The 19,437-nt window shown below is 50.1% G+C and carries 17 protein-coding genes; 9 read left to right on the forward strand and 8 right to left on the reverse strand.

The genetic code is table 11. The annotated features are described in order from the left end of the window. Positions 1 to 49 precede the first annotated feature (49 nt). Together citX and FAY32_RS05985 are read left to right on the forward strand one after the other, a co-directional pair. The gene (citX, locus tag FAY32_RS05980) at positions 50 to 619 is read left to right on the forward strand and encodes a citrate lyase holo-[acyl-carrier protein] synthase (RefSeq protein ID WP_143462540.1); all 570 of its coding nucleotides are present in this window, start codon (positions 50 to 52) and stop codon (positions 617 to 619) included. Then, a complete protein-coding gene (locus FAY32_RS05985; protein WP_143462541.1) occupies positions 606 to 1,475 on the forward strand; it encodes a triphosphoribosyl-dephospho-CoA synthase in 870 nt (289 codons plus the stop codon). The genes citX and FAY32_RS05985 overlap by 14 nt, the downstream gene beginning before the upstream one ends. 107 nt (positions 1,476 to 1,582) lie before the next feature. Here FAY32_RS05985 and FAY32_RS05990 read toward each other — a convergent pair whose 3' ends face one another. The 3 genes from FAY32_RS05990 to FAY32_RS06000 form a co-directional block, all read right to left on the reverse strand. Beyond that, entirely contained in the window at positions 1,583 to 2,329 is a 747-nt protein-coding gene (locus tag FAY32_RS05990) for an alpha/beta hydrolase (protein WP_143462542.1), read from the reverse strand. 206 nt (positions 2,330 to 2,535) lie between these two features. Next, entirely contained in the window at positions 2,536 to 4,488 is a 1,953-nt protein-coding gene (locus FAY32_RS05995) for a glycoside-pentoside-hexuronide (GPH):cation symporter (RefSeq protein ID WP_143462543.1), read from the reverse strand. Positions 4,489 to 4,574: 86 nt separating this feature from the next. Then, the gene (locus tag FAY32_RS06000) at positions 4,575 to 6,623 is read right to left on the reverse strand and encodes a beta-galactosidase (RefSeq protein WP_143462544.1); all 2,049 of its coding nucleotides are present in this window, start codon (positions 6,621 to 6,623) and stop codon (positions 4,575 to 4,577) included. A 334-nt stretch (positions 6,624 to 6,957) separates the two neighbouring features. Between FAY32_RS06000 and FAY32_RS06005 the strand changes: the two genes are divergently transcribed. Continuing rightward, entirely contained in the window at positions 6,958 to 7,956 is a 999-nt protein-coding gene (locus FAY32_RS06005; protein WP_143462545.1) for a LacI family DNA-binding transcriptional regulator, read from the forward strand. Between the two features lie 190 nt (positions 7,957 to 8,146). After that, positions 8,147 to 8,875, forward strand: coding sequence for a hypothetical protein (locus FAY32_RS06010; RefSeq protein ID WP_143462546.1), 729 nt, complete (start codon positions 8,147 to 8,149; stop codon positions 8,873 to 8,875). A 720-nt stretch (positions 8,876 to 9,595) separates the two neighbouring features. Here FAY32_RS06010 and FAY32_RS06015 read toward each other — a convergent pair. Beyond that, positions 9,596 to 11,308 carry an aryl-sulfate sulfotransferase gene (locus FAY32_RS06015; protein ID WP_143462547.1) on the reverse strand — a complete coding sequence of 571 codons (1,713 nt, stop codon included), beginning with the start codon at positions 11,306 to 11,308 and terminating at the stop codon, positions 9,596 to 9,598. 276 nt (positions 11,309 to 11,584) lie between these two features. Between FAY32_RS06015 and FAY32_RS06020 the strand changes: the two genes are divergently transcribed. Beyond that, entirely contained in the window at positions 11,585 to 12,343 is a 759-nt protein-coding gene (locus FAY32_RS06020; RefSeq protein WP_143462548.1) for a DUF975 family protein, read from the forward strand. A gap of 654 nt (positions 12,344 to 12,997) precedes the next feature. On the opposite strand, the gene FAY32_RS06030 is transcribed toward FAY32_RS06020, so the two are convergent. Both FAY32_RS06030 and FAY32_RS06035 read right to left on the reverse strand, forming a co-directional pair. Further along, positions 12,998 to 13,606 carry a DUF2812 domain-containing protein gene (locus FAY32_RS06030; RefSeq protein WP_143462550.1) on the reverse strand — a complete coding sequence of 203 codons (609 nt, stop codon included), beginning with the start codon at positions 13,604 to 13,606 and terminating at the stop codon, positions 12,998 to 13,000. An 11-nt stretch (positions 13,607 to 13,617) separates the two neighbouring features. Then, the gene (locus FAY32_RS06035; RefSeq protein WP_143462551.1) at positions 13,618 to 13,929 is read right to left on the reverse strand and encodes a PadR family transcriptional regulator; all 312 of its coding nucleotides are present in this window, start codon (positions 13,927 to 13,929) and stop codon (positions 13,618 to 13,620) included. Between the two features lie 270 nt (positions 13,930 to 14,199). On the opposite strand from FAY32_RS06035, the gene FAY32_RS06040 reads away from it, so the two are divergent. From FAY32_RS06040 to FAY32_RS14595, 3 genes are read left to right on the forward strand one after another with little or no spacing between them, the layout of a single operon-like run. Beyond that, positions 14,200 to 14,565: a GntR family transcriptional regulator gene (locus tag FAY32_RS06040; protein WP_143462552.1), complete on the forward strand. Its 366-nt coding sequence runs from the start codon at positions 14,200 to 14,202 to the stop codon at positions 14,563 to 14,565. After that, entirely contained in the window at positions 14,565 to 15,458 is an 894-nt protein-coding gene (locus tag FAY32_RS06045) for an ATP-binding cassette domain-containing protein (protein WP_143462553.1), read from the forward strand. Before FAY32_RS06040 ends, FAY32_RS06045 begins: the two co-directional genes overlap by 1 nt. Positions 15,459 to 15,469: 11 nt before the next feature. Next, complete coding sequence (locus FAY32_RS14595; protein ID WP_158727547.1) at positions 15,470 to 16,399, forward strand: ABC transporter permease; 930 nt, start codon at positions 15,470 to 15,472, stop codon at positions 16,397 to 16,399. A 221-nt stretch (positions 16,400 to 16,620) separates the two neighbouring features. On the opposite strand, the gene FAY32_RS06055 is transcribed toward FAY32_RS14595, so the two are convergent. Next, positions 16,621 to 18,072: a PH domain-containing protein gene (locus FAY32_RS06055; protein ID WP_143462555.1), complete on the reverse strand. Its 1,452-nt coding sequence runs from the start codon at positions 18,070 to 18,072 to the stop codon at positions 16,621 to 16,623. Beyond that, the gene (locus FAY32_RS06060; protein WP_191988149.1) at positions 18,059 to 18,535 is read right to left on the reverse strand and encodes a PH domain-containing protein; all 477 of its coding nucleotides are present in this window, start codon (positions 18,533 to 18,535) and stop codon (positions 18,059 to 18,061) included. The genes FAY32_RS06055 and FAY32_RS06060 overlap by 14 nt, the downstream gene beginning before the upstream one ends. Positions 18,536 to 18,986: 451 nt before the next feature. On the opposite strand from FAY32_RS06060, the gene FAY32_RS06065 reads away from it, so the two are divergent. Then, positions 18,987 to 19,427 (forward strand): nucleoside 2-deoxyribosyltransferase, encoded by a 441-nt coding sequence (locus tag FAY32_RS06065; protein WP_143462557.1) that lies wholly within the window; start codon positions 18,987 to 18,989, stop codon positions 19,425 to 19,427. Positions 19,428 to 19,437: the final 10 nt, after the last annotated feature.

The raw sequence follows: 19,437 nt of genomic DNA on the forward strand, positions 1-19,437 counted from the left end.
GCTGGCTACAATGGCTATTGTTGTAAAGAATGACGAGGAGGAGTTTGTGATGACGACATCTATTTTTGAAACGGGAACGCCGTTGGACATTGCGGGGGTGCTGGCAAACAAGGATCGGCGGGCTGCTTTTCAACGAGAAGCACTACGGGCCGATCCGAACCAGACGCTGTTGGCCATCAAGCTGAATATTCCCGGTCCCATTAAGAATAATGCGGCCATCACCCAACTTTTCCAACGCGGTGTCCAGGAGTTGCGGACGGCTTTGACGGCTAATGGGATCTCTGTCGAACAGCTAGCCAGTTGGGGAACGGTTGCCGGCAATGAATTGTTTTTACGGACAACGACTGCCGCTGCGACCGTGAAGCAGCTGGCCGCAACGTTTGAAGATACGACCGACCTGGGACGGATCTTTGACGTTGATGTGCTGGACGGCACGGGGCATTCTTGGTCACGCACCGAATTGGGAGCCGAATCCCGGCGCTGCTTTATTTGCAATCGACCGGCCAAGGAGTGCGCCCGGTCGCGTCGCCACAGCGTTGCTGAACTACAAGCTTATATTGATGATCGGTACCACCAGCTGTTTGACCCCGAGGAGGATATGACCCGTGACGACCACTAAACCAACTGCAACGTTAGCAACGGATGCCTTACGAGCACTGCTCTATGAGGTGTCAGTGACCCCGAAACCAGGACTAGTAGACCCTGCCTCACAGGGGCCGCATCCGGATATGACGGTGTTCACCTTCATCGACAGCGCCTTGAGTCTTCAACCCTACTTCACGCAGTGTGTGGCAGCGGGGGAAGCCTTTACGGGGAGTGATCTGACGGCGTTATTTGGCCAGATTCGCCCACTCGGGGTCGCTGCCGAACAGGCGATGCGCGCCGCGACGAATGCCGTGAATACGCATAAAGGTGCGATTTTCTCACTGGGCATTCTGGTCACGGCCAGTGCCTACGCCGCGCAAGCTGATTTGGACTTGCGGGCAACGGTCAAGGCAATGTTACAGGGACTGACCACGCATGACTTTGACGGATTAGCTGACAAGCCAGTTGACCAATTGACAGCGGGAGAAAAATTGTATCTGCGCGATGGGATTACCGGAATTCGCGGAGAAGCCGAGGCGGGGTATCCGACCGTCTTTGACATGGCGCTGCCAGCGTTACGTCAGAGCACGGGGACCCTCAATCAGCGCCTACTGGACACCCTGCTGACTATCGTGGCCAATTCCACGGATACGAACCTAGTTAAACGGGCCGGCAATGCGGAGATCATTCCGTGGGCGCATCAACAGGCGCGGGACTACCTGGCGGCGGGCGGCAGTAAGACCACCGCTGGCTGGGCAAAATTGGTGGACCTAAATCAAGTGTTTGATCGCGACAATTTGAGCCTGGGTGGATCAGCTGACCTGTTGATTCTTACGGCATTTCTTGGCCTGCGCGAAGGCAGCATTGAAAATGATAGCTTTAACCTGTAGGCCGGACACGGACGGTCTGGTTTGCAAAAAATGAGCCTCATTATGATAAAACAAAAGGCCTTACCAGTTTGAACTTGCTGGTGAGGCCTTTTTGGTAGGGTCAACCTTTAGTCCGTAATAAAGTCAGTCGCCAATTGAAGGACCGTTTCGCGAGCATCACCGTCTAACCCGTGGCTAGCACCGGGAATCAGGTGAAAGGTGCTGTTTTGATAAACGTCGTCGTACCGTTGTGAAGCCTGATAGGCAACGATGTGGTCAGCGTCACCGTGAATCAGGCAAACGGGACCAGTGAAGTTCTGCGCGGTCTCGTAGATTGGAAGGCATTGGGCTGTTCGGAGATAGAAGCCGCCTAAGGTTTTACCATTACCCATTGGCAATTGGTCTGGGATATGGTGGGGATCGTAGACGAGTCCGCGGGTATGGCCAGCAATGGCATCATCCTTGAGAGTTGCGGCAGGGGCCATCAGCACTAATTTGTGAATCACATCGGGATAGTAACCAGCTAGCATGCTCGCCACGACCCCGCCCCGAGAGTGGCCTAAGAGATCGATTCGTTGCGGTGCGAGTCGAGTCTGAACGGCGGCTAAAACAGCTTGGGCGTCAGCAATTTCGTTGAGCACCGTCATGTTAGTGAAGTCACCATCGCTGTGGCCGTGACCGTTGAAATCGAAACGCACGGTACCCACACCATGGTGGCGTAAGTGTTGCGCGAGCTGGACCAGTAGGGCGGTGCTCACATAACCGCGGTCGCCCGTAAATCCATGCATCAGAATGGCGATGGTCCCAGTTGGTTGGGGGGCTGGTTCATAAATTCCGGCTAAAGTTAAGCCATCACGTGTGACATTAAATTCCATCTTGAAGACCTCCAGTTTTCGGCGTGTTTACCTCTCTAGGATAGTCGGAAATTGTAAATTTTGCTGGACCTTTTTTACCAAGTACCAGGATACCTAAAGGGCCTCACCAGTGAGTTTGAGTGGTGAGGTCCTTTAGTCTAGCTGTTTAGGTGGTAGTAATTGGAAGTTACATCACGGGATAAGTCAGGCACCTAACAGCAACCTAATTATTTCTTAGCAGTCAACGTTACGTCCGTCACCGCTTGACCGTGGCGAATAGAGCCACTAGTCAGGGTGGTCATGTTCTGCACGCGAGCGGGTTGGGTGAAGAAGACGACCACGGTGTCATCCAAGTTGGCTTGGTGAATCCGGTCGAGGTCGAAGGTCATCAATAAGTCGTTGGCCTTGATCTTCTGCCCGTCTTCATAGTGGGTGACAAAGCCTTCACCACGCAGGTTGACGGTGTCGATACCAACGTGAATGATCATTTCCACACCGGAATCGGAGACGATTCCCAGGGCGTGACGGGTCGAGAAGGTAAACTTAACCGTACCGTCATATGGCGCAAACAGGTGATTGTCAGTCGGTTTGATGGCAAATCCCTTACCAGGGAAGCCGTTTAGTTCATCCGGGATGGCCATTAAGTCTTCGAGCTCACCGTCGACTGGTGCCAAGATAGTCGTGGCTGCATCAGTGGCTACTGGGGTCGTGTCTTCTGGTGCAACGGCGATGTCTCCCTTGGCTAATTTGGCCTGGAGTTCATCGACGATTTCGGCGTGCATCTTTTCTGTGATCTTAACCTTGAAGGAGAAAATCAGTAACGCTAGGATGGCGCAGGCCATCGGCGCGTAGAAGGCAAACAGTTCGAACGTATGAATGTTGGTCGACGTCATGTCCTTAGCGGTGGCGCTACCGGTCATGCCAGCAACCAAGGCGATGGAGCCGACAATCCCATTTGATAAGGCGCCGGAGATCTTATCGATCATTGGCCGAATCGTCAGGGTAACGGCTTCGTTCCGGTTCCCATTTTTCAATTGGCCGTATTCGATAGAGTCAGTCAATGTCAGAACGGTGACCAGTTGGGCAAACGTAAAGTTAAAGAGAACCAGACCAATAATGACCATGATGAGGTTGGTCCGGGCGGTGATCAACAGGATGTAGGAAAGAATCATGCTGACCTGCCCAATCGTGAAGAGCATTTTCCGGGGAATGAACTTATTGAAGATGGGATAGAGGGGTGCCGTACAGAACCCAATGATGGTGGCGACTAACCCGGCAATCCAAAATTCGTTGGGCCGACCAATGACAAATTTGAAGAGGTAATACAGAACCCCATTGGTTGAGACGTAAGCAATTGAGTACATCAGGTAGGCCAAACTGGTCCAGAGAATCTGGTCGTTGTGGATGATGCCTAAGAAGACGTCCTTGATGCTGGTCTTTTCCTTGGCAGCGTCGCGAATCACGTTTTGCTTTTCCGTCGTCCCAAAGACCACGGCCAAGGCGGATAGAATGGCAACGATGGCAATAATAATGGCGAAAGCGAGCCATCCTTGGGGACCTTGTTCATGCTTACCAGTGGCAATAAAGGTGAAGAAGGTCGTTACGGGGACCACGATCATGGTCAGACCATTCCACCCAATTGACCCAGTAAAGGAGCCTAACGCGGTGAAGACGCCCCGTTCCTTACTATCCTCACTGATAGCGGGGACCATGCCCCAGTAAGAAACGTCACAGAGAGAATAGAAGATATCGAGGGCCACGAAGAGAATCACGAAGACCACGGCGAAGAGCACCCAGTTGACCTTGGCAAGGCCAAAGATCCCGGTAAACAGGATGACTAGCAGAACGGAACTGGTGACCCCGCCGATCACTTGCCAGGGCTTAAACTTGCCCCAGCGGGTATTGGTATTATCGACGATGTTTCCTAAGATGGGATCGATGACGACTTCGGCCAGCCGGATGATCACGACTAACCCGGTAATCAGGCCGATAAGCTTGCTAGCAATGGCTTTTGGGAGGCCAGCGAACATGCCGCTAGTCACGTAGATGATGAAGTACGTACTTAACGCACCATAGAAAGCGGAATGGCCTAAATTCCCAAATGAAAATGAAATCCGTTCGATCCATTGCCGCCCCGTTAAATGTTGCTTAACGGCGGCTGGTTGATTTGTATTTTCCATGTTTATGCCTCATTTTTTGTAAAATTCAGTAGCAGTCGATTGGTGATGACAGGTTGAAGTTACGGATAGACAACTTGCCAAAGGTTTTAGACGGTGTAGACCTTCACGTCGAATGGCTTGAGCACTTGGGCACCGGCGGTTACGGCTTGCCCCGACAGAACCTCGGTCAATGACTTAGTCGTGGTAACGGTCGCTGGTTTGTCACTGAAGTTGATCACGAAGAAGAACTGTTGGCCTGCCTTTTCACGAACCTGAATGGAGACGGCTGGTCCTTGCTTTTCAATGGGCAGGGTGGGTTTTAAGGTCAACTTGTCAGCGAGTTGGTCATAGAAGTCTTCAAGGAAGGCGACTTCTGTGCGGGCAGCGACATAGTAGGCGGTACCTTGACCACAGCTGTTCTTGGTCAACGCGCTACTACCGGCGAAAAAGTCGTCTTGGTACTTTCCCAGCGTCTGGGCAGTGTCAACCGTAAGTGTGTCGGCGTAGTCGTTCACCGTATACGTTTTGTCAAAAGCGGTCACGTGGTTGTGCTGCTTCGGGTAGAGCGTCGTCGTTTCCTGAAATTCAACGCCGTAAACGTCATGCAGTGCCTTAGGCCAGCCACCAAGATAAGCTAAGAAGTCCTTGTCGACGAGGCCGGTCATGTAGGTGCCAACTAAGTGGCCGCCCTGTTGCACGTAATCTCTAAGTTTTTCGGTAAAGGTCGTACTCATCATGAAGTGCATCGGGTCAATAACCAATGTGTAGAGAGTCAGATCGTCCTGCGTTGAAATCAAGTCAACGGGGATGTCATGTTCCCAGAAATATTGGTAGTGTTCCTGAATGGTGCGCCAATACTTTTTAGTTTCATTTGAATAATTGCGAGAATCATCGAGTGCCCACATATTGTCATAGTCGTAAATAATGGCGACCTTGGCCGGTTGATGATGGGTGTCCTTAGCCGGTTTTAAGTTGACTAAGTCTTGACCAACCTGCGCGACTTCCTTAAAGACACGGGTCTGGTCGCTGAGTTGATGGGTGATCACGGCGCCGTGGAACATTTCGGAAGAGCCACGGGATTGGTGAAGTTGAAAGTAGTTGACGGCATCTGCGCCGTGAGCAACTTGTTGCAGTGACCCCATTTGATGCATGCCGGGTAACTTGGCCCGGTTGTAAGGGTGCCAGTTGACTTGGGAAGGGGTGCTCTCCATGATCAAGTAGTTTTGGTGCTTGAGGCTGCGCATCACGTCGTTCATGAGGGCCGTCTTCATAGCGAGGTGAGCGGTACTCTCGTAGTCGTTAGCCCAGTTCGGGTAGGAGTCCCAACTGACGATATCGACGTGCTGCGCGAACTTCTGGTAGTCTAAATCGTAGTGGACGTGAGATTCAGGTGGGTTGCCGCCCATGAAGTTAGTGGTAATGGGGATGTTCGGTGTCAACTCACGTAATGGCTTGATTTCGGCTTCGTAGAAATCAATCGTGCGGTCGGTGACGAATCGTTTCCAGTCAAGGTTCAGGCCCAACAAGGTTTGATCACCCAGTGGGGACGGTGAGTGAACTTGGTCCCAACTGGTGTAGGTGTGGCTCCAGAACTTGGCCCAGTAGGCCCGATTCAGGTTGTCCAGTGTGTGGTACTTGGCCTTGAGCCAGTCGCGGAAGGCGGCTTGGCACAGGTCGCAGTAGCAGGACCCACCGAATTCATTGGAAATGTGCCAGAGAATCAGGCTCTTGCGGTGACCGTACCGCTCGGCCAATTTGCGGTTGATCTCCTGGACTTTTTGCCGGTAAATGAGGGAAGTGTAGCAGTGGTTGTGACGTTCGCCGAAGATGTTCTTGGAGCCGTCCGCGTTGGTCCGCAAAACCTCGGGATACTTCTCTGCTAGCCAGCGGGGCTTGGCACCGCTGGGAGTGGCTAAGATGACGTGGCCATGTTGAGCTTCGACCTTGTCAAAGATATGGTCTAACCAGGAAAAGTCGAATTTGCCTTCCTCTGGTTCAAGCTGTGCCCAGGAGAAGATGCCCAGGGACACATCATTGATATTGGCTTCTTTAAAGAAGTTAAAGTCTTGATCGATAATTTCGGGGTGATCTAACCACTGTTCTGGGTTGTAATCGCCACCGTGTAAGAAATCGCTTACATTTAATTGAGTAGTCATTTGATTAATTGCGCTCCTTTTAACGGATTTGCTTAAGTTCAAGGTAAATATTAAACTAAAAATTCAGTTAATGAAAGCGCTTAAAAATGGTAAACTAGTAAAGATTGGTAAACAGATTTTAAGCGAGATTTAGCGATTTAGTGTACCACTGAATTGTGGTTTAAGGTATGATTGAAGGGAAATAGAGATAAACTTGTTTTTAAATATAAGTAAAATGCAAGCGCTTACTATGTCGCTTTTAGTAAATAGTTAACGACTTGTGTTTAATTAAAGCATGACTGCAGTCACTGCAACTCATGACAGAAATTTCGAGTATCATTAGGGAGTGAGAAAATTGGCGACGATTAAAGAAATTGCTCAGAAGTCGGGGTATTCTTCAGCGACGGTATCCCGTTTTCTCAACGATGACCCCACCTTTTCCATCTCGGAGAAGGCCCAGCAACGCATCATGCGGGTGGCAAATGAACTGAATTATCACCATGAAGACAATGCCAAGCGTAGTCAGTATCAGATTGCGGTCCTCTTTTCGGTTGATCCGCAAAAAGAGTTGGAAGATTCTTACTTTAGTAGTATTCGGCAGAACATTATTGCGGCGGGCAAAGCTGCGGACATGGACGTTCAGTTTTACCGACACGTGCAAGATGTGCCCCAGCGAATCGATGGCTTAATTGCGTTGGGGCCATTCACCCCTGCTGACATTCAGGCGATGAAAAAACTGACGGTCAATACCGTCTTTACGGATGTCAATCCCGATCCGCATGCGTTTAATTCGGTTCAACCAAACTATGAGTCGATGGTCCACGTCGCGATTGATACCTTTCGCCGGTCTGGTATCACGTCAATCGGGTTAATTGGGGGTAAATTCTGGCACGCGGACTTCCCGGATGACCCACGAACGACATACTTTGAAAGTTATATGCGCGAGTTGGGAATCTTTGATGACCGGTTCGTGTTGATTGGTGAAGCATTTTCAGTGCATTGCGGGTATCAAATGGGGCTGAAATTGGTCGCGATGATGGCACAGCAACCGTTACCGAAGGGCTTCATTGTGGCCTCAGACCCCTTGGCGGTTGGCGTGCTACAGGCGTTTAATGAAAATAAGGTGACGGTTCCTGTCGACACGGCAATCATCAGCGTCAACGACATTGATATTGCCAAGTACGTGTCGCCACCGCTGACCACGTTCAGAATTGATACGACCGAGATTGCCCGCTCGATTATCAGCACGTTACGCGATGGTATTCTGTTTCCAACGCAGGCTAAGCGCGAGATTCGACTGGACTGTGAGCTGATTCAGCGTAAGAGTTTTGTCCCCCAGCCTAAGCAACGATAGGTAGCGTGTCACTACGGAATGTGCTTGCGCGTAAGCATCTGAGACTAGGCGAGTCTTAAGCGATTGCGGCGACATTTCCCCTTGAATTAACTGGTGATTGACACCTGCCTGAGCTAGCGGCATACTAGAATTTATTGGTTAATCGTATAACTGGATTAACCATAGATTGGTTTACGGGGAGAGAGTTTAAGTGCAGTGGAAAAAATGGTTAAAAGTTAGTATTGTCGCCATTATTTTAGGAATCAGTGTTAGTTGGGGTGGGGTCACAGCGGCGGCGAAGGTCAAGCGGACGGCTGATCTGCCCGACAGCGCGCGGCTCACGAAACAAGCGGCACATGCGGGCTACACCTTTCACGGCTTGAAGGCTCAGGTGAATGGCCAGGTCGGCCTGCAATTGAGCCAAAGCCGTTCGGGCATCCGGTTTATTTATTTTCTGGTAAAAGAGGGCAATACTGGTGCCGTGGCTTCAGAGCTGACGGTCAAGCAGGGGAAGAAGCAACTGTATCAGAAGATCCTCCTCTGGCAGCCAGCCAACGATGCAGATGATGAGGCCGGGACGTTGAAGACGCCGCAGCATACCAAATACGGGGTGGTTTGGACGGAGTTGAGTCCAAGTCACATGGACTATTATCGCCATGCCAGCGCTAGTCAATTACGTCAGGACTACTGGGCGACGGCGGGTAACGCGGCGTTAGTGGGTCAGGCTATCTTCAAGGATCCACAGTTGAATAACCACATTAAGCAAACCCAAAAGGCACACCGTCAATTGTTTGTTTTCGATAAGGCAACGACTAAATCAGTTAGAAAAATGGCAAAGAGCTTCAACTATTTAAAGCAACACCGCTTCGACTCGACGTACGCGATGAGCGTCTACTTGAAGAACGAGCAACGATTAAATGGTCTCAAATTTATTCTGTAAGTTAAAAGGTGAAAGTGCCTGCCGGTTCTAATAACGATTGGACTAAATCTAGGCAACATGGTGGTTGAGGTCGCCTTACCGGCCGGCAGATATGGGCTGGAACGGTGCGAACACAATTTGAAGCCTCACAAACCACGAGTCTACAAACTTGGTTTTCTACTAAGCCAGTAAGAAATTCACTTACTGACTAAGTAGAACGACGCGCCTGAGCCCATATCTGCCGACCTCTCGGCTTACGTTGTGCTTTTAGACGACACTGAGACTAACGATAAGTTGTTATTGACGGGACCAAAAACGTTGAGTAACTGTGGTCTATAGCTGTTTTTTTGACAAAATACAATCAGTGCCGGAGGAGGCCAGGGATGGCCCCAGCCGTGAAAGTGGTGTTAGCTGGCGGTTCGTTTTTCAGCCAGCTTACATCACGGGCGACTTTGGAGACACGTGTTCTTCGTGGCTTCAAATCGAGCGAGAAGACTGGTGGTCTTCCAGGCTGAAGCGTTCCCACAGCAGGTGGAATCCCTGGCAGCCGCAGTGCGCTCAATTTAGCCTAATTTAACGGTATGACTACTTACCATACTGAGAGATGTGGCCTGATGTAAAACCAAAGACTTAATGAAATAGGCATTCCAGCTAATCCTGCGCGTGAAGGACTAGCTAGAATGCCTATTTGTGTAGATTGTGACCTGTTTTTTTAAGGCCAGCTTTCAGATTTGAATCAGGTTACTTGATCGCAGTCAATCCCACCTTGGCAGAGCCGGGATACAGGGACATCCGTTGGGCCCGGTAGCTCCAGTCACCGTGGGCAAACTTGGTGCGGTCGACATCAAAGACAATCTTGCCAGTCTTGCGGTTGACTTCGACGAACTCGCTACGTTTGCCGCTGTCGGCATAACCGAAGCCAATCAGGGTATTGCCCTTACCGACGGCGTAGCTGCTACCGACGATGTTGGTAAAGTTACGTTTGCCCAGCGTCTTGCCGAAGCTCCAGGTCTTGTCGACGGTCTTATTCAGCTGGTTGATCTGAACGATTTCACCGGCGGACCACTGTTTCGATTGCTTGGTCTTGCCCCGGGTGACCGGAACGTTGTTGTCGTAGTACTGCAAGTCAATCGTGTCGCCAGTCGTCTGGTTGGGGTGGAGAAGCATGACGGCGTGCTGACCACCGCTATACCGGAAGTGTGTCGACTTCGGCGTTAACAAATATTTCTGGTAGCTCTGTGGCAGCTTTTCTGGTGAAGACAAAATCCACTTGAGCTTGGTGGTCCGGTAGTTGATGGCAAACATCATGTCCTGATTGCGCCCAGAAACAATCAGTTCGTCACGCTGTTGGTCGTAGTACATGGAATTCTGATGGAACCAATCAATCTTGCCGTCGGGCCGCTGGGTACCGTCGTATTGGGTGTAAGCCGACTTGGGTAAAATGCGCTTCAAGTCGATGACCTTGACGATTTTAGCCGTCTTGTAGTTGATTTCGATCATGGTGTCCTCGACGTACTTGCTGGATCCGTCGTCTACCGTTAACAGGAGATTGTGGTTCGGCAGTTCGATGGCGTCGTGGTGAATGACCGTGTTGGTTTCCAATTTGCTATGGTCCTGACGAGTTGGAAAGCGGCCATTGAAGTTGTATTGGCGGTAAACACGGCCGTAGAAATCCGTCTCCCGGAGCGCATTGTACTTGTGTTCGCTGGGCGAAATCTTGGTAAGAATCAACAGGTGGTTATTGGAAAGTTGTTTAAAAATGTGCGAGATCTTTTCGGTGCTGTACCAGCGAATTTTACCCGCAGCATCCAGGCCGTAGGTGATCCCCTGACTGCTGACGGCAAAGGTGAGCCGCGTGTGGCCAGCCCCCAACGCCATTTTTTGCGGGTGACTGGTCTTGAGCACGTTGCGGCCAATGGCCTTCGGTGCGGCCGCAGTCCTCATGGTGTAGGTCGCGTAGGACTTCTGACCGTTGTGCTTGGTAAACGTTAGTGTGACCCGGTTGGTGCGGTCGGCGTAGAGGCCTAACACGCCAACTTGATGGGTCGTATGGTAGCCGGCTAACTTTTTGGTGATCGTGGTAGCCGGCGTATCGCCATGCACCGTCAGTGTGACCTGTGTTGCGGCTTGCGTCTTGACTAAGATGAGGCCAGATAACGGTGAGGTCTTATAGGGGTTCACGATGACTTTCGCGTTGGTCGTTCCGGGCTCTAATACCTGGAGTTCTTGCCGGTACTTAGTCGTTAACGTATTGGTCGCCGTGGTATTCTTGGTGGACAGGGCGGGCCGCAGGTTTAGCTTGATTTGGGGCGTGGCCAACACGTTTTTCCGGTGGTAGTTTTGATGGACTAATAGAAACTGCCGCAGGTTGTGGCGCTCATGGTAGGCGGTTGCGCCACCGATAATAATCACGGCCAGCAGAAGGCCAAGGGTGATCTTCCAAAACTTTTTCATAATATGTAAAACTCCTTTGGGGGATTGACAGGAAATAACGGATCAGCTAGCTGCTAAATAACTCACCTGTTAATTAAGTAGTGGATAACTGTGTCATTTTAGCAATTATAATTGGTGAAAACAACCTAGTGGGTCGGCGGTCTGGCCGGATAAACGGTGGATAAGGTTAGCTATTGGTCGCGAAAATAAGGTTAACCCCTAGTCAAATTGCCGTAAGCTTGTATACTAAGAGTAAGCAACAACGAGACCGACTAATCGCAATTAGAGGAGGAAGATATGGATTCACAAGATCGCGTTAACTTGAAAATGGGGGCCAAACGACAGGTCCTCGATCACTATAAATTTTATGTGCTACTCTCAATCTTATGGCTGGCACTTTGGTGGATTGGGGACACCATGTACACCCGAGACGTCAATCTCATTGCTCGGATCAATGAGGCCAGTTCCAACTGGTCGTTCAACAGTTTATTTTCATTTGCGGGCCTATTCTTTATTGTGGCTTCAATGATGCATATGGGGACGCAGTTGACCATGATCGACCTCGACCGGGCAACGGCAGATATGGATAACCCGATCCAACGGAGTTTTGCTTTATTTGATAAGGGGCAGTACTTCTTGGGCTGGCTGTTCATCTGTATTTTGGTGGGAATCTTCACGTTCTTGTGGTCGTTACTCCTGTTCTTCCCGGGAATCATCAAGGCCTACGCCTATTCGCAATCGTTCTATATTTACCGAGATGCCTACGATCGGGGTGAAAACATCACGGCGCTGGAAGCCATTACGCGTTCACGAGAAATGATGAACGGCTACAAGTCATTCCTATTTATCATGGATCTGAGTTTTATTCTCTGGTTCATCCTGGGTGGCATCACGTTTGGCTTAGCCTTCCTGTTCGTCATGCCATACTACGATTTGGCACGGGCCAAGTTCTACAACCAACTGGTCTGGCGGCAAACGGAGAATCAGTCACACGTCATGGATGATGCCGATAACAGGGATTATGCTGGTAGTGACGACTCTGATAGTACGCTGTAAAGTGGTCACATAGCTTTTTGTAAAACAGGTCAAATAGCACCAAACAAAAGTGGCACGTTGAATTTTCTCAACGCACCGCTTTTTAATTATGGCTATGGGTGGCGTCAGCTAAAGGTTGAAAGCCTTAAAGTACGACCCATGTCTGTTCTAGCAACAACAGTAGAACTAAAGCTAGGTAGCGTGGTGCTTTGGTCGCCTTACCGGCTGGCAGATATGGACTAGAAATGGTGCGAACGACACGACTGAACCCATATCTGTCGACTTCATGGCTGACATTGCGTTCTCAGACAACTTTGAGAATAACCGTAACGGTCGTTATCAGTCGAATTCAAAAAGGCCAGGTAGCTGTAGTCTATAGCTGTTGTTTTGATAAAACACCGTCAGCGCCGGAGGAGGCCAGGGATGGAGCTGGCCGTGAAGGGGTTGTTAGCTGGTGTTTCTAGCCAGCTTACAACCCGGGCGACTTTGGAGACACGTGTTCTTCGTGGCTTCAAAGCGAGCGAGAAGACTGGTGTTCTTCCAGGCTCGTCCCCACAGCAGGCGGAATCCCTGGCAGCCGGAGTGCGCCCAGTTAGACTAATTTAATGCGCGAATGCTTACCAATACTGGGATACAATCATAATTTCATCTCGCAACCTTAGTTAGTCAGAATAGTTACCGATGATAGCCATCAATCGCCCGACACAGGTAATAGATCCCGACAATCAGGAAAAGAAATACCGGCAACACGCGCAGGAGGGCAAACGGTGTTTCAAATAGAATGGCCTTCCATAACAAGTCGCCCTGCATTTGCCATAAACCAGGCGTTAGGTACCAGCTTTTGACGTCGAAAATGTTCACGTTTGACATCATCTTCAGAATGTAGAAAACATATAAAAGAAAGAGAACACCACAGAGCGCACTGTAGCGACTGGACCGTTGGCGGCAGCTCAGCTTGGAGTGCTCATCCGAAAAAATATCACGATCTGAGGTTGCCGCTTTCTGTTGAAAATACTGAATCCCCCCGTGACGCCCCCCAGCAATGAGCCGCCAACCGCTGTCACTGAAAAATTGACGATAATTTTGGTAGTTTCGGCGACTCATCCATTTATCACGAAAGTCCAGCCGAGTGTAAGGATTGAACTGGTCAGTAGCTACCAGTGGCTGAAATGTATAGTAGTGAAAATAGGAATTGACCCGGGTCAACCGATAACCGGTTGCTTGAACGGCGTTGATCCAGTCTTCCTCACGATTAAGGTCCAAAAATACGCGAAATTTTTTCATGTTGCTCCTCCCTAATAGCCGAAGTCTTCGGCCAAATTCCCCAAGTGGCGTAGACGTTGTGTTTCTAATTGTAAAATGGATTTCCCAGCGGTCGTGATGACGTAGACGCGTCGCCGTTTATCATTGCTGGGGACCTCTTTGATCCACTTCAGTTTTAATAAGTTCTCAATGGCACCATACATGGTTCCCGCGGCAACGTGGACCGTGTCTTGGCTGAGCTGTGCAATCTCCTGAATGGCTGCGTAGCCATGGCGGGGTTGCGTGAGGGCCAGTAAGATATAGTAAGTGGTTTCGGTCAGCGGCAGATTCTTATTTCGTGCCATGTTAAGTCTCCTAATCTTTCAGCAAAATATGCAGTTGAACAATATACAGTTTAACTATATATAGCATAACTATCTATCGCTGATTTTTCAAGTCATTATTTTTTGTCGGCAAAGATGATGGCTCGACAGTAGCAAGCTCAGCCATTGGTTTGGGGCCCAAGGGTGGTGGAACTGCAGAAAATAAGTTTAATCTGGGGGTTGCTAAATCAAGTGTACTAGGTATAATAGTACACACAGGACACGTAGCCAAACACCAAGGGGTGAGGAACAATGCAAGCAAATGATTCTAGTCTGCCGTACTATGAGCAGCTAGTCCTGCAGGTCAAACAGCAAATCGTGCAGGGAATCTTGCAGCCGGGAGACCGGTTACCATCTGTCAGAGACATGGCGCGACAGGAACAGTTGAATCCGAACACGGTCAGTAAAGCGTACAAACAGTTGGAGACCCAGCATGTGATCACCACGGTTCACGGCAAGGGCACGTATGTCCGGGAGGCGGCTGCATATGGTGACAGTGCGCAGGTCGTCGCCAGTAAAAAACAACTTTTAACACTGTTAACGGAGATTCGCTATCTAGGCGTCCCGTTAGAAGAAGTCGTTGGCTGGATCAAAGCCGCATATGAGGGGGCAGAGTAGTGACATTACAAGTAACGCAATTGTGTAAGCAGATCAACGGCCGGACCATAATTGAAGACATCAGTTTTCAGTGGGCACCGGGCGAAATCATTGGGTTGGTCGGCCGTAACGGTGTCGGGAAGACGACCCTGTTTCGGACCATGATGAACCAGTACGTTGCGGACGCCGGCCAGGTGACGGTGGATGGGCATGATATTGTGACCACGCCGGCAGAGCAGCGCCGAATTTTCTTTTTGGATGTGCAATATAATTTCTTAGATAACTACCGGTTGTGGGAATTACCTGAATTTTATGGGGATGTCTATCCGCAATTTGATCATCAGCGTTATTTGACGCTGTTGGCCCAGTTCAAGCTAGATAAGAATAGTCAGTATCGCCGGTTATCTAAGGGGATGCGTGCGTTGACCAATATGATTCTGGCTTTGACGTCAAACGCCACGTACATCATCTTGGACGAACCGTTTGATGGCTTAGACGTTATCGTTCGGGAGAATATCGCGACCATGGTTATTGATGAGATTGCGGACCAAGAAAAAGGGTTCTTGATTTCGTCACACGATTTAAACGAACTCGACGGCCTAAGTGACCGGGTCCTGTTACTAAAGGACACCCACTTAGCCCATGACTACAACCTGGAAGATGTACGGGCTAAAGCGAAGAAGCTTCAATTAGTCTTCAAGGATAAGCAGATTCCAACTGTGCTCAAGGAACACAGCCAGTTGATCCGGGTTTCCGGGCGCGTGCTGGTGGTCGTGATTACGGATTACACGCCGGCAATCGATCAACAGTTAAAAGCCTTACAACCCGTGTTGTTTGAAGAATTACCGTTAACGTTGGAAGACCTGTTCCGCGCCAATTTGGCCCACGATACAGGTTACCAACTGATGAAGTAGGGGGAATTAGGATGCATAATCAATTAGATCGGCTCATTTGGCGACGACACCGGCGACTTTTCTTGGTCATTGGCGGGGTGACGTTACTGGGATGCTTCATGTCCACGATTCTTTCCCTACACACCCTACCGAGCTCTGCAACACAACTGGTGAGTGGCAACATTCAAAAATGGGATATGTACTCAGAGTCCTATTTTTCCGGTTATCCTTACTGGCTACTGGCGGCTTACTGGATCGTCGGTCTTTTATTAATGAATCAGGACCTGAAGGATAATTTCAATCAATTCTTATTTAGCAGTGGGTTCTCCCGGCGGCGCGTTTACTGGTCTAAAATCAAGGTTGCCATGGGGGCCTTACTGGTCATTGCCATCCTCACAATTGCTTTAGAATATGGCATGGTGTGGGCAATGAAACCGGCCGATGTTGGCTTTCATTTAGCCTGGCCCGGCGTGCTAACTTCGTGGATCGTGGGGTGGCTCACATCGATCGGCCTGTTTTCGTTGACTTGGTTTGCGGCATTGATTGTCGGCCAGACCGGTGCACTGATTGTGACCATCGTCGGCTTTACACTTTCTTTAGTTGGTTCTTCCACGATTAGTGTTAATATCTTAAGAGAGAGTGGCATCACCCTGAACGCGGAACAAAATACTTGGTTCATGGCCGGGAGTTGGCTCGTGGCGGCAAGTATTCTGTTCGTGTGGGGCGCCGCGCTCTACAATCATTTGTCGCTGGAACATAATGGAGAGTATTTACTCTTTCCGAAGTTAAAAGTGCCAGTATACATCGTTTTCGTCGTGTACGTGACTTCACTGAGTGTGTGGGGCACGGACGGCTGGTCATTGGTATTTTGGTTCTTGGCGTCTACCATTTTTGGCTATTGCTGGTTATGGCGGCCGCGATTGGGCGAAATGTTTCACCGATGGCGTTCACGTAGAGGCTAGAGAGTAGGTTTTAGAATTGATTTGTTTGGTGACTAAACGGCTCGGGGAAGCGCAGTCGTGACCAAGGGGAGCAAGTCAGCGTTGGGGAACGTCGGCTTGAAATGAAAACGACCCACCACGGTAAGCAATCGTGGTGGGTCGTTTTTTTATTGGTTAAATTAGTCCCAATCGGGCGCACGATGGCTACCATGGGGACGTTTCAGACCGTAAGTGGTCGTCAGTTAAGCTCGGTGCAGGTACCAGTCATACAAGTCTTGTGCGGCGGTCACGGGGATGTAACGTAATTCAATCGCTTGGTTGTGATTCCCGTGGCGGACGTTGACGGTCAAATGAGCCAACTGCGTCTTTTTCATCCAGATGGATTGTTGAAAGCGCATGGACTGAATTTTGTCGGCAGGGACGTAATAGACTTCACGGGTCCAGAAGTGGCCGGTTTGTAAGGCAAGTAAGTCAGCTTTAAGTAGCGCCCCGGCCGTGTTGCGGCCAGCGAAGCGCCCCTGCAGGCCGGCAATGATGACCAGTAAAAGACTGATCCAACTCAAATGTGGCCAGAACCAGGCGATGATGATTGCGGGTAGTGCCACAAATAAAATGGCATTCCGTATCAAGTACCAGTTACGGGGCACACGCAGAATACTTAAATCTGGCGCAGTTTGGGGTAACCAGTCAATAAAGGGCGTCATCGTCTGATAGACGGTCTGATTGGCAATGACCGGCATGATGACCAAGTCATTGTCATCGTCATCGCTGGCCGCCTTGGAGGCAATCAAGACCTGAACCGTCTGGAGATGCAACCATTGGCGCAAGACATTTTGCTTGATCCGAACGGCTTGAATGCGCGCTAACGGTGCCGTGATGGTGTTGCGTTGAAAAAGTCCTTTGGCGGCTCTGAGTTGGTCGGGCTCCCGTTCCAGTTCAAAGTGGTAATAACGGGTCAACGTCCAGAAAAAGGCGCCCAGCCAAGCCAAAACGATAATGAGCAGCGCACCGCCAATCAGCAGAGCTAGTGCCATATGGCTGGCATCATCGATCAAGGCATTGGTGAAGGACTTCGGAATCTTGTTGTACAGTCCTAGTAGCACTAACAAGAAGGGAATAAAGATGAGTGAGGTCAGTCCAAATTTGATCAGGTCCCGCGAATTGATGCGGTAGTGTGCTAAAGCGGTAGCGGCAGTGGTTGTGGCCTCGGCGGGCAATACTGACGTGGTCGTTGCCTCAGCGGTCGTCGCCGGGACGGGCGCAGCGTGGCGATAATGCTCAATGGTGGTGGCCACGCTGGTCGGCACTGCGGCCAGCCGGGCTTCCGGAGCACTATCGTCGTGGCTAGCAGTTTCAATCAGGACTTCCTCTAAATGAAATGGTCGGAGATAGAACCACTGCTTCCGCTGCACCGTTTGGATTCGTGAGTAAGGGATGTGCTCGTGGTGCCGCACGAAAATACCGGAATGAACGATGATGGCATCGGGCGTGACGATGTAGGACAGCGTTAGCCATTTCAACGTGGGCCAAATTAGAAAGACGAAGATCATTAAGGTCAGCGTGCCCCAGAACCAAATGGAATTGATGTGGTGCCACTGTGACAGTAGCAGGATGAATAGAAACCAATAGGCCTTGAGACTCTTGGCGATGTGCTGGAACAGACCTAGCGGGTGGGTTCGTTTAGGCGTTGTCATGACGCGCCTCCCGAGCTAACCGCATAATTTGTTCACGGAACTGTTCGGCTTCTGGCAGTTCAAGTCCTTCGATACTGTGACTGGTGGCAGCGGTCGCCACGGTGACCTTTGTCAATTTTTGCCATTGCAACAGGGGACCAGCGTTGAGCGTCACGTTTTGAACTCGGGCAATAGGAATAGCCACCCGTTTTTGAAAAATAAAGCCAGCCTGCATTTCAACGGCTAAGTCAGAGATCTGGTAGCGGGTAAACTGATAACGGTAGGGAATGAAGGCCAATTCCACAATGGGTTCGACGATGGTCAAAACAAGGCCAGCGATAGGAATCCACACGGCCCAGTCCCAGTAGCGGTAGGTCAGCCAGAGTAAGCCGGTGATGATGAACAGCACCAAAAAACTCCCCAAGGCGCTGTATCCCCAGATCTGTTTGATGCGCAGGGGTAGATGATGTGTGGTTGGTTGCATAATACGAAAACTCCTCTCCTTGGTAGTCTAAGTGTAGCAATCGTCGGGGGCGCTGACAACCAGGAGGCGTGAACATTTTTGAGGACGTGGGTGATTGAAACCAGTGGATTATTAGTCTGAGGGGATGGTCTATCTGGTCGATTAGACAGTTGGGTTGTGATCAAACCAATCTAAAATTATTTTCAGAAAATTTTGAAGGCAAGTCAGGCGGGGCGTCAAACGGTTAACTCACCTTTCAAATTGTCGAAGCGTGATTGACGGATTTTGACGCACCCCGTATAATACCTAACAACAACCAAATAGTCCTTTTAACTTAGTCCCGTGAGGCTAAGAAGGGTCCGGTAGAATTCACTGTCTTTAAACGTGAACTAGCGGCCTGAATCCTTGCGGGATCCGGCCGCTTTTTTCATGGCCGGGCGGTTGAAATCGATACTCATGGAGGAGTTTATACATGGCACAGATTTACGTTGCAAGTCCGTTCTTTAGTCCCGAACAGGTCGACCGGGTGAAACGCCTGGAGGCTGCCTTAACTGCGAACCCAACGGTGAAAGATTTCTATTCACCACGCTTGCACCAAGACGCTGCTAACGAGCAGTTCACGAAGCCTTGGGCAACGGAGATTTTCCATCGTGACATGGATCAAATCGCAGCCGCTGACGTGATTGTCACGGTCATCGATTTCGAAGCTAAGAACTTAGATTCTGGGACGGCGTACGAACTGGGCGTTGCCACGATGAGCAACAAACCGATCCTGGCCCTGCAGGAGAAGGATGAAGCCGTTAACTTGATGATTACTGAGAGCATGCACTGGTACACCAAGAACGTCGACGATTTCAAAACGTACGATTTCAACACGTTGACTGCTGGCGAATTTGTTGGGGAAATTCTGTAAGTCGTAAGTT

This window comes from Levilactobacillus enshiensis (assembly GCF_007115095.1).
GTDB lineage: Bacteria > Bacillota > Bacilli > Lactobacillales > Lactobacillaceae > Levilactobacillus > Levilactobacillus enshiensis.

Excerpts from the sequence above, each read along its gene's own strand:
- citX (WP_143462540.1), top strand. The coding sequence starts at position 50 with ATGACGACATCTATTTTTGAAACGGGAACGCCGTTGGACATTGCGGGG.
- FAY32_RS05990 (WP_143462542.1), bottom strand. The coding sequence starts at position 2,329 with ATGGAATTTAATGTCACACGTGATGGCTTAACTTTAGCCGGAATTTAT.
- FAY32_RS05995 (WP_143462543.1), bottom strand. The coding sequence starts at position 4,488 with ATGGAAAATACAAATCAACCAGCCGCCGTTAAGCAACATTTAACGGGG.
- FAY32_RS06000 (WP_143462544.1), bottom strand. The coding sequence starts at position 6,623 with ATGACTACTCAATTAAATGTAAGCGATTTCTTACACGGTGGCGATTAC.
- FAY32_RS06015 (WP_143462547.1), bottom strand. The coding sequence starts at position 11,308 with ATGAAAAAGTTTTGGAAGATCACCCTTGGCCTTCTGCTGGCCGTGATT.
- FAY32_RS06020 (WP_143462548.1), top strand. The coding sequence starts at position 11,585 with ATGGATTCACAAGATCGCGTTAACTTGAAAATGGGGGCCAAACGACAG.
- FAY32_RS06030 (WP_143462550.1), bottom strand. The coding sequence starts at position 13,606 with ATGAAAAAATTTCGCGTATTTTTGGACCTTAATCGTGAGGAAGACTGG.
- FAY32_RS06035 (WP_143462551.1), bottom strand. The coding sequence starts at position 13,929 with ATGGCACGAAATAAGAATCTGCCGCTGACCGAAACCACTTACTATATC.
- FAY32_RS06040 (WP_143462552.1), top strand. The coding sequence starts at position 14,200 with ATGCAAGCAAATGATTCTAGTCTGCCGTACTATGAGCAGCTAGTCCTG.
- FAY32_RS14595 (WP_158727547.1), top strand. The coding sequence starts at position 15,470 with ATGCATAATCAATTAGATCGGCTCATTTGGCGACGACACCGGCGACTT.
- FAY32_RS06055 (WP_143462555.1), bottom strand. The coding sequence starts at position 18,072 with ATGACAACGCCTAAACGAACCCACCCGCTAGGTCTGTTCCAGCACATC.
- FAY32_RS06060 (WP_191988149.1), bottom strand. The coding sequence starts at position 18,535 with ATGCAACCAACCACACATCATCTACCCCTGCGCATCAAACAGATCTGG.
- FAY32_RS06065 (WP_143462557.1), top strand. The coding sequence starts at position 18,987 with ATGGCACAGATTTACGTTGCAAGTCCGTTCTTTAGTCCCGAACAGGTC.